General features: G+C 64.3%; 13 protein-coding genes and 1 tRNA gene. 10 read left to right on the top strand and 4 right to left on the bottom strand.

The window, feature by feature from the left end; translation table 11 throughout:
- Positions 1 to 169: 169 nt before the first annotated feature.
- Complete coding sequence (locus tag EOA13_RS16000) at positions 170 to 1,087, bottom strand: methyltransferase domain-containing protein (RefSeq protein ID WP_127293963.1); 918 nt, start codon at positions 1,085 to 1,087, stop codon at positions 170 to 172.
- A 106-nt stretch (positions 1,088 to 1,193) separates the two neighbouring features.
- Here EOA13_RS16000 and EOA13_RS15995 point away from each other — a divergent pair, with 106 nt between their 5' ends.
- Positions 1,194 to 2,204 carry a ligase-associated DNA damage response exonuclease gene (locus tag EOA13_RS15995; protein ID WP_127293961.1) on the top strand — a complete coding sequence of 337 codons (1,011 nt, stop codon included), beginning with the start codon at positions 1,194 to 1,196 and terminating at the stop codon, positions 2,202 to 2,204.
- 235 nt (positions 2,205 to 2,439) lie between these two features.
- The gene (locus EOA13_RS15985) at positions 2,440 to 4,041 is read left to right on the top strand and encodes a cisplatin damage response ATP-dependent DNA ligase (RefSeq protein WP_127293957.1); all 1,602 of its coding nucleotides are present in this window, start codon (positions 2,440 to 2,442) and stop codon (positions 4,039 to 4,041) included.
- Positions 4,042 to 4,055: 14 nt separating this feature from the next.
- On the opposite strand, the gene EOA13_RS15980 is transcribed toward EOA13_RS15985, so the two are convergent.
- Positions 4,056 to 5,195, bottom strand: a complete 1,140-nt coding sequence (locus tag EOA13_RS15980) for a hypothetical protein (RefSeq protein WP_164780099.1) — start codon at positions 5,193 to 5,195, stop codon at positions 4,056 to 4,058.
- A 330-nt stretch (positions 5,196 to 5,525) separates the two neighbouring features.
- Between EOA13_RS15980 and EOA13_RS15975 the strand changes: the two genes are divergently transcribed.
- From EOA13_RS15975 to EOA13_RS15940, 8 genes are all read left to right on the top strand, one after another.
- Positions 5,526 to 5,601, top strand: a tRNA-Thr gene (locus EOA13_RS15975).
- Between the two features lie 131 nt (positions 5,602 to 5,732).
- Positions 5,733 to 5,921, top strand: a complete 189-nt coding sequence (locus tag EOA13_RS15970) for a DUF2158 domain-containing protein (RefSeq protein ID WP_023811455.1) — start codon at positions 5,733 to 5,735, stop codon at positions 5,919 to 5,921.
- A 163-nt stretch (positions 5,922 to 6,084) separates the two neighbouring features.
- Positions 6,085 to 6,516, top strand: a complete 432-nt coding sequence (locus EOA13_RS15965; protein ID WP_023811456.1) for an acid-shock protein — start codon at positions 6,085 to 6,087, stop codon at positions 6,514 to 6,516.
- A gap of 45 nt (positions 6,517 to 6,561) precedes the next feature.
- Entirely contained in the window at positions 6,562 to 7,104 is a 543-nt protein-coding gene (locus EOA13_RS15960; RefSeq protein ID WP_127293953.1) for an RNA polymerase sigma factor, read from the top strand.
- A gap of 86 nt (positions 7,105 to 7,190) precedes the next feature.
- Positions 7,191 to 7,637 (top strand): hypothetical protein, encoded by a 447-nt coding sequence (locus EOA13_RS15955; protein WP_127293951.1) that lies wholly within the window; start codon positions 7,191 to 7,193, stop codon positions 7,635 to 7,637.
- A complete protein-coding gene (locus tag EOA13_RS15950) occupies positions 7,634 to 8,095 on the top strand; it encodes a periplasmic heavy metal sensor (RefSeq protein ID WP_023811459.1) in 462 nt (153 codons plus the stop codon). The genes EOA13_RS15955 and EOA13_RS15950 overlap by 4 nt, the downstream gene beginning before the upstream one ends.
- A 112-nt stretch (positions 8,096 to 8,207) precedes the next feature.
- Positions 8,208 to 8,504 carry a hypothetical protein gene (locus EOA13_RS15945; RefSeq protein WP_127293949.1) on the top strand — a complete coding sequence of 99 codons (297 nt, stop codon included), beginning with the start codon at positions 8,208 to 8,210 and terminating at the stop codon, positions 8,502 to 8,504.
- 174 nt (positions 8,505 to 8,678) lie between these two features.
- On the top strand, positions 8,679 to 10,415 hold the full coding sequence (locus EOA13_RS15940) for a sulfatase-like hydrolase/transferase (protein ID WP_245490394.1): 1,737 nt from the start codon (positions 8,679 to 8,681) through the stop codon (positions 10,413 to 10,415).
- Positions 10,416 to 10,420: 5 nt separating this feature from the next.
- Here EOA13_RS15940 and EOA13_RS15935 read toward each other — a convergent pair whose 3' ends face one another.
- Positions 10,421 to 12,001, bottom strand: a complete 1,581-nt coding sequence (locus EOA13_RS15935; protein WP_127293945.1) for an indolepyruvate oxidoreductase subunit beta family protein — start codon at positions 11,999 to 12,001, stop codon at positions 10,421 to 10,423.
- Positions 11,994 to 14,147, bottom strand: a complete 2,154-nt coding sequence (locus EOA13_RS15930) for an indolepyruvate ferredoxin oxidoreductase subunit alpha (RefSeq protein ID WP_127293943.1) — start codon at positions 14,145 to 14,147, stop codon at positions 11,994 to 11,996. Before EOA13_RS15930 ends, EOA13_RS15935 begins: the two co-directional genes overlap by 8 nt.
- Positions 14,148 to 14,205: the final 58 nt, after the last annotated feature.

Below are 14,205 nucleotides of genomic sequence, written 5' to 3'. Positions count from 1 at the left end.
TGACCGGCATCAAACGAAAAACCCGCCTCAACGGCGGGTCACTGGCACAAATCAGCACCATGGGCAAAAATGTACCATAGCTGAGGGCATGGTGTCAAGAAAAAATTCCTATCGCGCTGCCCGGCAAAAACGGCGGACACCGCGGAACTGGCTGTCGTCAGGTCTTTTGTTAAGCTGAGTTCGGAGCCCCGGCCACAACGACCAACCCGTAGACGTGTTCCCCGCGATCCTGCCGGATCACGGTTGGTTCCAGTGAAAGGACCGAAAGCCCGTTGGCGGCCAGGACGTCGCGCACATAGTGTTGCGCATGCGCATAGCGGCGCGACGGCAGCAGCATGAAATCGCCGTCGCCAGCCAGCGTCTCCACGGAAAATGCGAACAGGCCATCCGTGGCCAGCAGCCCGGCAATCGTCTTCACCACGCCGTCCAGCGCGCCGACATAGATGAAAACATCGGCCACAGTCACCAGATCGGCTTTCGGACCGGCATAGGGAAAATCCCGCAGATCGGCCTTATCAAGGAAATCGTAGACGCCCTTGGCCCGCGCCTTTCTCAGCATCCTGGCCGAAATGTCATACCCCTCCAGCCGATCGACGATTGGCCGCAGTCTCTGCCCCATCAGGCCGGTGCCGCAGCCGAGATCGAGCGCCAGCGCGAAGCGGCCCGGCCTTGCCGTTCGAATGGCCTGGTCGAGCATCTCAGGCAGCCGGTACCCCAGCCTGCCGACCAGGGACTCGTCGAAGCTCTCGGCATAATGGTCGAACAGTGTCTCGACGAAGGCGCTGGGGAGCGCGTCGAGCGCCGGCGCCTTGCCGATCAATTGCAGGTTCAGTGCAGCGCCTTGACGATCCGATGGATCGAGCTGCAGCGACATCGTCCAGGCCTGTGCAGCCAGATCCGCCGCGCCCGCCGCCTGCTGCATCTCACCGAGGCGAAACCAGCCCATGGCCCATTGCGGCGTCATTTCCAGCGCACCGAGCAGCAATTCCGCCGCTGCCGCATGATCGCCATCCGCGTGAAGCATCTCGGCATAATCGGCACGGCGATCGGCGTTCAAGTCGCCGGACGAGGCCTGAAGCGGTTTCATGGCGATGGGTCCTGCCGGCGGATCGAGCCGACGGTGCTCTATGCGGGAGTCAGCAGTGAGTTACAACAGGCTTCCCGCCGCGGAATTATATCCTATCTTGGGGATTATGCGCGCCAGCGACCTGCTTCATCCCCGGCCCGAGGGCCTCTATTGCCCGCCGGGCGATTTCTTCATCGACCCGGTGCGGCCGGTCGATCGCGCGTTGATCACGCATGGCCATTCCGACCATGCGCGTTCCGGCCACCGCTCTGTGCTGGCGACGCGGCAGACACTCGACATTATGGGCCTGCGCTATGGCGAGGATTTCGCGGGAACAACGCAAGCGGCACAACTGGGGGAGACGATTGCGCTCAACGATGTCAGCGTCAGCTTCCATCCAGCCGGCCATGTGCTGGGCTCGGCGCAGATATCCGTCGAGCATCAGGGCACGCGCATCGTCGCTTCCGGCGACTACAAGCGGCGGAGGGACGCGACCTGCGCGCCATTCGAGCCGATCCAGTGCGATGTGTTCATCACCGAAGCGACCTTCGGCCTGCCGGTGTTTCGCCATCCTCCCGACACAGAAGAAATCGCCCGCCTGCTGAAATCGGCAGCGCAGTTCCCCGAGCGCTCGCATCTGGTCGGCGCCTATGCGCTGGGCAAGGCGCAAAGGGTGATGCGGCTGTTGCGCGACGCCGGCTACGACAGGCCGCTCTACATCCATGGCGCGCTGGCCAAGCTCAGTGAGTATTACCAGAGCCAAGGCATCGATCTCGGCACCCTCGAACCGGCGACCGTCGAAAGCGGCGGCAAGGATGATTTTACCGGCGCCATCGTCGTCGGCCCGCCATCGGCCTTCGCCGACCGCTGGGCGCGGCGTTTCCCCGATCCGATCTCGTGCTTCGCGTCGGGCTGGATGCGCATTCGCCAGCGCGCCAAGCAAGGCGGCGTCGAACTGCCGCTGATCATCTCGGACCATGCCGACTGGGATGAGTTGACCGCCACCATCAAGGAGACCGGAGCCGAAGAGATCTGGGTGACGCATGGCCGCGAGGAAGCGCTGGTGCGCTGGTGCGAACTCGAAGGCATCGCCGCCCGGCCGCTGCATCTGGTGGGATACGAGGACGAGGGCGATTGATGCTAGTTGCTGATCCACCAATCACCGGCGCCGCGATCCTTCACACCCCCCTCTGGCCTGCCGGCCATCTCCCCCGCAAGGGGGGAGATCAGATGTCACCGCCGCTTTCGCTAATCACCAACCGCGCAAGGAGAGTGCTGGCATCGAAGCTGCCAATCTCCCCCCTTGCGGGGGAGATGTCCGGCAGGACAGAGGGGGGTGTGCCGAAGTGCCAAGCCCATCCAGTAGTGTCACCATGAACCGCTTCGCCGAGCTTCTCGACCGCCTGGTGCTGACACCGTCGCGCAACGGCAAGCTGACCTTGCTGACCGACTATTTCCGCACCGTCGAGGATCCCGATCGCGGCCTGGCGCTGGCTGCCATCACCGGCGATCTCCACATCGCCGCGGTCAAGCCGGCGATGCTGCGCATGCTGGTCACCGAACGCATGGATCCGGTGCTGTTCGGCTATTCCTACGACTATGTCGGCGATCTCGCCGAAACGGTGTCGCTGGTCTGGCCGCAAACGCCCGGAAACATCGCGAACCGCGAGCCGACGCTTGGCGAGGTCGTTGCCAAACTGCAGGCGGCAAGCCGCTCCGACGGGCCGAAGGTATTGGCCGGGCTGCTCGACAGCGCCGGCATCTCGGCGCGCTTTGCCATCATCAAGCTGGTCACCGGCGGGCTGCGCATCGGCGTGTCGGCGCGTCTGGCCAAACAGGCGCTGGCCGATTTCGGCAAGGTCGAAGTGGCCGAGATCGAGGAACTCTGGCACGGGTTGACGCCGCCTTACACAGCGCTGTTCGCGTGGCTGGAGGGCAAGGCCGAAAAGCCCAGGAACACGGCGTTGGCATTGTTTCGCCCGGTGATGCTGTCGAACCCGGTCGGTGACGGCGACCTCGAAAAGCTCGATCCGGCGGATTATGCCGCCGAATGGAAATGGGACGGCATCCGTGTCCAGGCGGTGGCCGAGGGCGGTATCCGCCGGCTCTATTCGCGCACCGGCGACGATGTCTCCGGTGCCTTTCCGGATCTTGCCGAGGCCATGCATTTTTCCGCAACGCTGGACGGCGAGTTGCTGGTCGGCGATCCCCGACAGGCGACAGGAACCTTCTCGGACCTGCAGCAACGGCTTAACCGCAAGACCGTGACACCGAAGATGCAGCAGCAATACCCGGCCTTCATGCGCTGCTACGATCTGCTCCAGGTCGGCGCCGAGGATTTGCGCGCGCTGTCGTTTCGCGAGCGGCGCGGTCGGCTGGAAGCGTTTGCCGGGACGCTCGACCCGAGCCGTTTCGATATTTCGCCATTCGTCGACTTCACGGATTGGCAAACGCTGGAGGAACTGCGCCGGGTGCCACCGCATCCGATCATCGAAGGCGTCATGCTGAAGCGCTGGGACTCAGCCTATGTCGCCGGCCGCCCGAAAGGCCCGTGGTTCAAATGGAAACGCGATCCGCACACAGTGGACGCGGTGCTGATGTATGCCCAGCGCGGCCATGGCAAACGTTCGAGCTTCTATTCCGACTATACGTTCGGTGTCTGGACAGGTGCCGAAGGCGAAGAGGAACTGGTGCCGGTCGGCAAGGCCTATTTCGGCTTCACCGACGAGGAGCTGAAGCAGATCGACAAATATGTCCGCGACAACACGATCGAGCGTTTCGGCCCGGTGCGCTCGGTGCGGGCCGACCGCGACAACGGCCTGGTGCTGGAAGTCGCCTTCGAAGGGCTCAACCGCTCGACCCGGCACAAATCCGGCGTCGCCATGCGCTTTCCCCGCATTTCGCGGCTGCGCTGGGACAAGCCGGCCAACGAGGCCGACCGCATCGAGACGCTGCAGGCGCTGCTCGACCGCTAGACCGTTCAGCGCTCTTACGGCTCGACCGAAACGCGGATTTCGTAGATGTCCGCGGCCTTACCCTGCTTGTCGAAGTCGGAATTGATGGCAATGGTGCCGGCCGAGCCCGGACGCTTGTCCGGAAACTGCACATCGAACAGATATTCGTTCTGCTGCTGGCCGACCGCATAGCGCTTGCGGCCGCAATCGCCGAGTTCGCCGAAATTGCAGTCGACCGAAATCTGCGTCTCCTTGCCTTCTTCGGAGCGGGCAATGATGTCGAACACGGCATGTTTGCCGGCCAGCTTCTCCAGCACGCCTTGTCCGACGTCGAAACTGATCGCCGAACCGGACGCGCCGGAACGGATGCGCAGGAACGAACCGGTATCGTCCTTCATCACCTCGGCCCTGGCGTCAGACGGCGCGCTGACATGGGATGCATCGGCCGGCGAAAACACATTGATCCAGTCGCGCGCCTGGTCCGCGGCGCCGGGTTTTGCCGGACCGCCATCGGCCGGTGTGAAATCGTCGTCCTCGACGGTCGGCGGCGCCTGCGGCGGGGCGGTGTCGAGTTGCGCGGATGTCTTGAACACGCCGGTCTGCACGGCGAAGAACAGGCCGATGCCAACCGCGGCGAGCAGTGTCACGGTCAGGAAGATGGCGGTCAGCGGCAGGCGACGCCCCCTTATGCGCCGTTCATCGCGGTCGGGCGCCACTTCCGTCGTCGCGCCGGCCGAGGCCGGAACCGACATGTCGATGGCCGGAGCATCGGGAAGCGTGGCGTCCGGCATGATGTCGGGAACGACGGGCAGAACGCGCGAGCGCGGCGCATCGGCAGCGGATTGCACGGGTCCGTCGACGACGACATCCGGGGACGATGCCTCTCGGCCGGTTTCGACCGCGGGCGCCGAGTCCGCTCCGAGTTCGACCGCCGGTGCATCGCCCTGCGGGCCGACATCCGGCACCGCCGGCAGGAACTCGGATTCGATTTCGGTGATTTTCGCCTGGATTGCCTTACGGCGCTTGATGGCGACCTCGACGGTCACACCGGGATTGGCCTGGAGCGCGCGATCGAGCGCGGCAAAAGCCGAGCGATAGACTCTCTCGCGGAACGCGCGGTCCTCGGCATTGCCTTTCTCCAAGGCGTTCCGGATCGCTTTTTCGATCGCGTCCAAGCAGGTCCCTCTGTCTTTGCCAACCTTGCCGTGATCGTTAGCCGCAGGCGACCAATCAATCAACGGGCGAGCGGCGTATTCTGCCTCGCAGAGGTGTGCAAAGTCCATTCCGGCGCTGTTCCGGCAACAAAATCAGCATGTTTGGCCGATTTTCACGCGCAGGGAGCGCACGCACCGTGTGCAGCATCCCTTGGCGATTGATCGGCGGACAAGGCGGCGGCCGGCTTTCGGAGGTGCCATGACGCCGCCGCAGGAATTGCCAAGTCGCATCTTGAATTCGCGCCCGGTTGCGTCTATCACCGCCGCATCTTGGAGGCCTTGGCTTCCTGGGCCGCTTTAGCTCAGTTGGTAGAGCACCGCATTCGTAATGCGGGGGTCAGGTGTTCGAGTCACCTAAGCGGCACCATTCCTCCTCCGTTTTGTCGTCTGCCCCTTCGCAGCTGGTGCAAAGGATTGCGACGCCGGCCTGGCAGATCTGCCATTGTCGAGACCCCGGTTTGGTGTGAAACTCATGGCCTCAGCATGGGAGGTCAAAAAATGCCCAACAATTTCAAGACCGGAGACGTCGTCAGGCTGAAATCCGGAGGCCCCAGGATGACGATCAGCGATGGCGCAGCCTCGGGCATGTATCTGTGCCACTGGTTCAATCGCGAGGGCGAGGTGTGGACCCCGCAACATGCCGGGTTCAAGCCCGAACAACTGATTGCGGCCGACCAGTCGGACTAGAGTTTCTTCCATCCCGATCAGGTCGGGATGGGCACCCTCTGTTGTCCGGGCATGAACGGATCAGCACGCGCGACCGACGGATTTTCCGGGTCGCGGCGTTTAACGGTTGAAGCGCGATTGCGGCACAAGCCGTCTGCGTCGCGCCAACCTGGAGACGCACAACATGATCAGTCGTTCGATATCAGTCGTTGCCTTGAGTTTGCAGACCGTTGCGGCTTTCGCCCAGGCAGCGACGCCGCCTGCACCGCCAACGGCCGCGCCACTTGCCGCGCCGGGCGCTTCGGGGACCAGGTCCGACATCACGCTGGCCAAATTCCAGAAGCGGCGCGAGAAGGCGATCATGGCGGCCGATACCGACGGCGACGGCAAGATCAGCCTGCTGGAGTGGGAGGCCTTTCAGACGAAGCGCAACGCCAAAGGCGACGCCGCCAAATCCTTCGCGCGGATCGATTCCAACCATGACGGCTTCATCGATCGCGCCGAACTCGATGCATTCTTCGCCAGGCGCTTCGCCCGGCTGGACAAGAATGCCGACGGCATTTTGACGGCCGACGAACTGCCGGGCCACAAAACCGCTCCCAAGCAGGAACAATGACCAAGAGGCAATGACGCGCGATGAACATCGGGAGTGCGCCGACTGATGGCTGCGGATCCGGACGAGGAGCTGGTTCGCCGTGTTGGCGCCGGCGAGCCCGCAGCCGTGCAAACGCTCGTCGCGCGCAAGCTGCCGCGTATCCTGGCGCTTGCCGTGCGCATGCTCGGCGATGCGGCGGAGGCCGAGGATGTCGCGCAGGAAACCTTCGTGCGGATCTGGCGCCATGCCGCGAGCTGGCGGCGCGGCAATGCGCGCTTCGACAGCTGGATCCACCGGGTGACGCTCAACCTTTGCTACGACCGGCTGCGTCGCAGGCGCGAGTGGGTGACCGGCGACCTGCCGGACGTGGTCGACCCTACGGCACTTCCCGACGCCCCTCGCCAAGAGGACGCGCTTCGGGTCGAACGGGCACTGCAAGCCATAGCGCCGCGCCAGCGCGAAGCGATCGTTCTGGTCTACTATCAGGAGATGTCCAATATCGAGGCGGCAGCGACCTTGCAGATCAGCGTCGATGCCCTGGAGAGCCTGCTTGCGCGCGGCCGGCGGTCGCTGCAGGCGATCCTGACGGGGGATGGCGCCGATGAGTAAGCACCGGGCAAGCACCAACGCACTACGGCCATTGCGCCTTGCTGGTGCCGCCTGGCGCTCGGCGCCGACGGGCAAGGAGGAGACACATGGCTGAAGGGTCCAGAAACGAAATGGATGCCAGGCGCTTTGCCGCCTTGGCCCAGGCCTATGGCGGCGACTTGCGGCGATGGCCCGAGGCTGAGCGAATGGCCGGCACGGCCTTTGCCGCGAGCGGCGCGGGCAAGGCCATCTTGAGGCAGGCCGGGACACTTGACGCGCTGCTCGACAGCTACCGCGTCGACGCCCCGGACAAGGCACTGCACAGCAGCATTCTGCAGGCTGCCGGCCGGCACCTCGTCCAGCGCCGGCGTCAGTGGTTCTGGTGGCTGGGACTTGGACTTGCCGGCATTGGTCTGGCCGGTGCCGTGGCAGGACTGGCCCTGGTGACCATCGTGACGCCGGAGGTCCAGCCGGACCATTATGTGCTGGATGCCAATGTGACGGCGTTTGGCGATGCCGGCCCGGATGCCGAGAACGGTGAGGAAAGCCTATGAGCCCGCGCTGGATCCGTGGTCTGGTCATTGCTTCCGTGGTGTTGAACGTCTTTCTTGCAGGCGCATTTGCCGGCGGTGCGGTCTGGCTGAGAAATGCCAAAGCGGGCGCGGGTGTCTCGCTGGAATCGGCTGGCCGACAGCTTCCCAACCAGGACCGCAAGGCGTTCCGCCTGGCGCTGCGCCAGGTTCGCGTGGAGTCCCGGCAGATCATTCTCGATGGCCAGCAGGCGAGGCAGGAGGCAGCGGACCTGTTGCAGCAGCCTGTCATGGACAAGGCCGCCTTGTCCGCCGCGCTGGAGCGGGCACGCAATGCCGATGTGACGGTGCGCAGCCGGCTTGAACAGGCCATTGTCGACTTCGCGGCGAACACGTCACACGAAAACCGGAGCGTGCTGGCACAGGCATTGCTGCGCCATATGGAACGCCGCGCCGCCGTTGCGCCGAAAAAATCGCCATGACGACCGACGGAAAAGGCCGGAGACGCCGTTTAACGATGCGAAGGGACAAGCCTGCCCGATCGCACCATGCAGGGCGGCCATCTTCAAACTCGAAAGCACTCGGAGTCCAATTATGAGTCGCCTGAAAAACTACGCAGCAGCCGCTATGCTGGCCCTCAGCGGAACGGTCGTGACAGCCACCGCGTCCAGCGCAATGCCCATCGTGTCCGTTGCCCAGCCGGCCGCCCAGGCATCGGTCGAGCATGTCCGCTGGGGCTGCGGCATCGGCTGGCACCCTAACAGATGGGGCCGCTGCGTGCCGAACGGCGTCGTCGTCGTGCGCCCGCGCTACCATTACTGGCACGGTCCGGCCTACGTCTGGCACCCGCATCATCACTGGCGCCACTGGCGCCACTGGCGCCATTACTGATCAAAGCACCGCGGGGCCAGGCACCTTTCGGGGCGGCCCCGCGCGAGCGCTGGCGCGCACCGGACAATCCCGACCAGCCGAGTTAAGGTTAAATTCACTATGCATTTGTTCTTGGCCCACGAATAATCGAAGAGTTTCCTGACACTATGCTCAGGCATGTTCATGGGAAAATCTGTGGCTCAGCTTCAAATCCTTGGGCGGGTGCTCTGTCATCCGCTGACGCTGGCCGTGGTCAGCCTAGCCGGTGTCTTCGCCGCCGGACGGGCCGAGCACGAATGGCTGTCGGTGCCGTTCTCGCTGGCGCTGGTGGCTGCCCTTGCCGGACTTCTGTTCCTGGCTTCGGGGCGCCTTGTCTTTTCCGTCTATCTCGCCTGGATGGGCATCGCTTTCATCACAGTGGTGTCAGCGATCAAATTCAGGATGAAGGGGTTTTCGCTGCACTTCTACGACACGGTCTTCGTGTCGAGGGATCCGGAAGTGTACCGCTTCCTGCTCGGCTCCTACCTCCATCTGATCGCGCCGGTCGTTGTTGCCCTGGTGCTCGGCATTACGGCGGCGATCCTTCTGTTCCGGATCGATCGAAAAATCGGCTGGCCGGTGTCGGCACGCGTCCTGGTGATGGCGGCGCTCGTCGTTCTGGTGCCGCTGACCTTTCCGGCCGAGGCCTCGAAGGACCGTTATTTTTACTACATGCAGGGCCGGCACATGTCGGCCTTCTTCGTTTCGCTGCTGGATTTGCACAACCTCATTGTTGAATCGGGCTTCGAAAAGCGGCTGCAAGCCGTCGCGCCGCAGCCGCCTTTTGCCGATGCCGTCGATTGCGGTGACCGCTCGAACCTTCCCGATGTCTTCTTCGTGCTCAGCGAAAGCCAATCCGATCCCGGCTATTTTCCGCAGGTCGGCAATGGCGCGGGATTCCTGCAGAGATTCGCACCGGGGGCCGGCACGCCGCATCCGATGCAGGTCGAGACATTTGGCGGCGGCACCTGGATCACCAATCTGTCGCTGATGACCGGCCTGTCGGCCACCGATTTCGGCTGGCGAAGCCCCTATCTGACCATCACCCTGCAGGACAAGGTCGCCGGCGCCTTGCCGGAGGTGCTGGCGCGCTGCGGCTATCGAACTGTCGTGATGACGCCGATGAACTTTTCGTTCGTCAATGAAGGGCCGTTCCTGAAATCGATCGGTTTCGAGACCGTGCTCGACATCAAGGACATCGCCGCGCCCTTCTACCACCTGCGCGATATCTTTTATTACCAGGCGGCCGAGGCATTCATCGCCAGGCACCGCAAGGAAGACGGCCGGCCGCTGTTCCTCGAAATCCAGACCATGTTTCCGCACTCACCCTATGAGGGGCGGATGGAGCCCGAACTGAAGGTCGAGGGCGAGCCTTTCTCGGGCGATTTCCAGGCCAATGAGTATCTGCGCCGGATGGCGGTAGCGCGCGGGGATTTCCAGCATTTCCTCGACAAGAGGGAAGCGGATGCCGGTGAACGCGGCGCCGTGGTGCTCGAGTTCGGCGATCACCAGTCGTCGGCGACCAAGCCGTTCGTCGACGCGATCGCCGGGGACGACGCCCTGGCGACCCCTGGCTCGCTTGCCTACCGCACCTTCTACACGCTCACCACCTTCAACCATCCTTTGCGCCATCCGATGCCTGACCTGGCTCCGCTTGACGTCGGCTTCCTCAGTGCAAGCCTGCTCGATGCCGCCGGCCTGCCGATGTCGCCTGTCATGGCCGATCTCGTGCGCCTGCGCGACCGTTGCGGCGGCAGGTTCCATGGCTGCAAGTATCGTGCGGAGGTCGATGCGCATCTGCGTAGGCGCGTCGATTCAGGCCTGCTGCATCTGTTCCCGGAGGCGGCGCCGCTGCATGCGCTGGCGCCGCTCCAATCGGTAGACGCCCGCTAGATATTTCAGTCGATTTTATCCGGTCCCAGCGTCGCCACCGTCTTCAGCGCACCGTCGAGCATGTCGCCCTTCTCGTCCTTCAGCGCCATCTCGCGCAGGCGGCGGATCCAGTCGGCGGCGTCCGCTCGGCCCTTGACCAGGTCGAGCGCCGACAGCACGCGGTCGAATTTCGACTGTGCGCGCACATGGGTGTCGCTGTAGCCCTTGATCAGCCGGCGGCAATTGAGGATCTCGACAGCCAGCGCGTAGTTCTGGCGAACATGGTCGAGCGCCAGCGCGTACCAGCGGTCGAGATGCGCGATCTCAACCTTGTGGCGCAGCAGACTACGGCGCCAGCGGCGCAGGCCGCCGATGAACCACAGAGCGGCAAAGCCGGCAAAACTGTCGGTGCGGATGCGGCGGCCATGGTTGATGCGGCGATCAAGAAAGGCGGCGAGCTTCGGCCGGTCCTCGATGTAGCTGCCCAGACCCGCCGGCAGCGTGCCGCAGAACTCCTCGATGCGCGGGTGGAAATATTCGGTCACCTGCAGGATCGAGCCGTCCTTGACGCCGACCTCGCCGCGCACGCGTTTGCCGCGCGTCGAGCGCGTCTTGAGATCGGCGACGCGGATCATATCGTCGTAGCATAGCGCGTTGGCCAGATGCTTGGCGGCAGCGATCGACAGGCCATAGCCGCGATCCGGCCCGTCCAACGCGACGGCCTCGTCCAGCCGGTCGAGATACTCGCGCCCGTAGGCGATGTCCTGATAGTCGACGACCTTTCTCAAGCCCCGAAGTGCCATGTCGCGTACGGCCACCGGCAACAGATCGATGCGGGCAGCCAAGGCCTGCCAGCCTTGCAGCAGGTTTTGCGGGCCACTCACCTGTCCTGTGCCCAAGGCAGATTCGACAATCGCGGGCTCGGCCGGCCTAGGCGCCGGTGCTGCCGTGCCGCGCGCACGATCAAACGCGGCACCGAAGGCGGCGAGGCTGGCCTTGACGCCCCGGCCGCCGGCACCGATCGCCTGTTCGTAGCTTTCGCGCGTGAACGGCAGGGCGTCGGACCCCGCCAGCGCGCCAAGCAGGCTGGCCGAGATCATCGAGCCATTGGCGGCGGCGATCTTTTCCATGTCGAAAGCGATGAAGCGCTTCGATGCGGCTTCCGCCGTTGCATGCACCTTGGACGACGAGGCCCGGCCATCGCCCGGTTCGATTTTTTCCGACACGGCGGCGATGCGGTGCGAGGAGGCGATCAGCGTGGTCCGCTCGGGCGTGACGAAGCCGCGAATGATGGCCCGGCCGGCTTCCATCAGTTCAGCCGCGATCAGGATGTCGACATCGCCCTGCGAGGGCGACAGGGCAAAGACCGGCAGCCGGCCGGTGTCACGGGCCATCTCGACATAGTAGATGGTGGCGCCGGTGCGCTGGGCGACGCCGGCGACCGAGGTCGATTGCGCGACAAAACCGTTGCGCTCGGCGACGTCGGTGATCCAGTCGGCGAGCACGCCACCGCCCTGGCCGCCGACGGCCAGCACGGCGAGCTTGATGACGCGCTCACTATCCTGAGCGCCGGCGTGGGCGCGAAATGGGGGGACGGCGTCAAGCATCGGCGAAGGTCAGGCGCCGGCTTTCACGGCGACGCTGCAACAGGCTGATGGTGGCGCGGCGCGCGGCTTCCAGGAAGCGATCCCAGCGGCTCGGATTGTGTACGACGTCGGCGCGATAGAAGGATGGGCACAGCACCGCCGCATCGGCGACCTCGCCGCAATTGCCGCAGCCCACGCAGCTCTGGTCTATATGCGCGACCGGATCGTCGCGCAGCGGATCGTCGAGCGACTTGACCGACAGCGAGGGACAGCCGGACAGCCGCATGCAGGCATGGTCGCCGGTGCAGATGTCCTCATCGACGCCGAACTTCGGTTTCACCACACGCTCGCCACCCTTGATCGCCTTGTCGACCAATGGCTTTTCGCGGCGCTGCCGGTTGAGCATGCATTCGGACGAGGCGACAATGACCTTCGGCCCTTTCTCTTCCGTCGTCAGCGCCTCACGCAGCGTGTCCTGCATCCTGGTCACATCATAGGTGCGGTCGACATGGCGCAGCCATTTGACGCCCATCCCTTTCACCGCCTCGGTGATCGGATGCTTCGTCGACTTGGTTTTGTTGCCCGCGCGGGATGAGAGAATGTCCTGACCACCGGTGGCGGCCGAGTAAAAATTGTCGACGATGACAATGACGCCGTCGTTCTTGTTGAACACCGCGTTGCCGATCGAGGAGGTCAGGCCGTTGTGCCAGAAGCCGCCATCGCCGACGAAGGAGATCGAGCGGCGTTTGGCGTCGGGCGAATTGAACGCCGAGGCCGAGGCCGGCCCCAGCCCGTAGCCCATGGTGGTGGCGCCGAGCTCGAAGGGCGGCATGATCGAGAAGAGGTGGCAGCCGATGTCGGAGGCGATGTGATGCTTGCCGAGTTCCTGCTCGACCAGCTTGGTGGCGGCAAAGATCGGCCGCTCCGGGCAGCCGATGCAGAAACCGGGCGGTCGTCCTGGAACGACGTTGATCAAATCGGCGGTGTCGACGCCGTCGCCGACCTTGTTTGGGGCACGCACTTCGCCAGGCAGCAGATGCGGCGCCTCGGCGCGCAGGAAGGCGCCGATGCCGTCCAGCATGACCTGGCCGGTATACTCGCCGGCCATCGGCAGATGTTCCTTGCCGACCAGCCTGGTGCCGCGACCGGCCTTGTGCAGCATCGAAGCGAAGGCCTGCTCGATATAGTTGGGCTGGCCCTCCTCGACGACCAGCACCGACTGCTTGCCCTCGCAGAACGACAGGAACTCGTCATCAATCAAGGGATATACGGCGTTGAGCACATAGAGCGGCACATCGGTGTCGCCATAGGTGTCGGCGAGGCCGAGCCGCTGCAGCGCGCGGATGACCGAATTGTACATGCCGCCCTGCATGACGATGCCGACCGAACCATGATCCGACCCGAAGAACTCGTTGATCTTGTTCTCGCGGATGAAATCCACCGCCGCCGGCCAACGCTTCTGCACCTTTTCCTTCTCATGCAGGAAGGATGCAGGCGGCAAAACGATGCGGCCGGTGTCGCGGCGCGGCGCGTCGAGCGCATCGGCGACCGTCATCGGCGGCCGCTTATTGTCCTTGGCGATGAAATGGCCGTGGACGTGGCAGCAGCGGATGCGGACCTGCAGCATGACCGGCGTGTTGGAAATCTCGGACAGCTCGAAGCCGTCCTCCACCGCCTTGACGATCGACGGCAGGTTGGGGCGCGGGTCGAGCAGCCAGACCTGGCTCTTCATGGCGAAGGCATGGCTGCGCTCCTGCATGATCGAGGAGCCTTCGCCGTAATCCTCGCCGACGATGATCAGCGCGCCGCCGGTGACGCCGCCGGAGGCGAGATTGGCGAGCGCGTCGGAGGCGACATTGGTGCCGACGGTCGACTTGAAGGTCGCCGCACCACGGATCGGGTAGTGCACCGAGGCGGCCAGCATGGCGGTGGCGGTGGCTTCCGAGGCACTGGCCTCGAAATGCACGCCGAGCTCGCCCAGAATGTCCTGCGCGTCGGCCAGCACGTCCATCAGATGGCTGATCGGCGCGCCCTGATAGCCGCCGACATAGCCGACGCCGCATTGCAGCAGCGCCTTGGTGATGGCGAGAATGCCTTCGCCGGCAAACTCCTCGCCGGCGCCGAGTCTGAGCTTTTCGACTTCCTTGGCAAAAGACCGTTCGGCCATTTCTTTCTCCCTTCCGTTGCCGCCCAGGGCTGGCGGCGCGTAGGTCTATCTGTTTGAG

It is taken from the genome of Mesorhizobium sp. M7A.F.Ca.US.011.01.1.1 (genome assembly GCF_003998295.1).
GTDB lineage: Bacteria > Pseudomonadota > Alphaproteobacteria > Rhizobiales > Rhizobiaceae > Mesorhizobium.
This window is presented reverse-complemented; position numbering and strand designations above follow the sequence as displayed.

Excerpts from the sequence above, each read along its gene's own strand:
- EOA13_RS15985 (WP_127293957.1), top strand. The coding sequence starts at position 2,440 with ATGAACCGCTTCGCCGAGCTTCTCGACCGCCTGGTGCTGACACCGTCG.
- EOA13_RS15995 (WP_127293961.1), top strand. The coding sequence starts at position 1,194 with ATGCGCGCCAGCGACCTGCTTCATCCCCGGCCCGAGGGCCTCTATTGC.
- EOA13_RS15965 (WP_023811456.1), top strand. The coding sequence starts at position 6,085 with ATGATCAGTCGTTCGATATCAGTCGTTGCCTTGAGTTTGCAGACCGTT.
- EOA13_RS15950 (WP_023811459.1), top strand. The coding sequence starts at position 7,634 with ATGAGCCCGCGCTGGATCCGTGGTCTGGTCATTGCTTCCGTGGTGTTG.
- EOA13_RS16000 (WP_127293963.1), bottom strand. The coding sequence starts at position 1,087 with ATGAAACCGCTTCAGGCCTCGTCCGGCGACTTGAACGCCGATCGCCGT.
- EOA13_RS15960 (WP_127293953.1), top strand. The coding sequence starts at position 6,562 with ATGGCTGCGGATCCGGACGAGGAGCTGGTTCGCCGTGTTGGCGCCGGC.
- EOA13_RS15935 (WP_127293945.1), bottom strand. The coding sequence starts at position 12,001 with ATGCTTGACGCCGTCCCCCCATTTCGCGCCCACGCCGGCGCTCAGGAT.
- EOA13_RS15945 (WP_127293949.1), top strand. The coding sequence starts at position 8,208 with ATGAGTCGCCTGAAAAACTACGCAGCAGCCGCTATGCTGGCCCTCAGC.
- EOA13_RS15955 (WP_127293951.1), top strand. The coding sequence starts at position 7,191 with ATGGCTGAAGGGTCCAGAAACGAAATGGATGCCAGGCGCTTTGCCGCC.
- EOA13_RS15970 (WP_023811455.1), top strand. The coding sequence starts at position 5,733 with ATGCCCAACAATTTCAAGACCGGAGACGTCGTCAGGCTGAAATCCGGA.
- EOA13_RS15930 (WP_127293943.1), bottom strand. The coding sequence starts at position 14,147 with ATGGCCGAACGGTCTTTTGCCAAGGAAGTCGAAAAGCTCAGACTCGGC.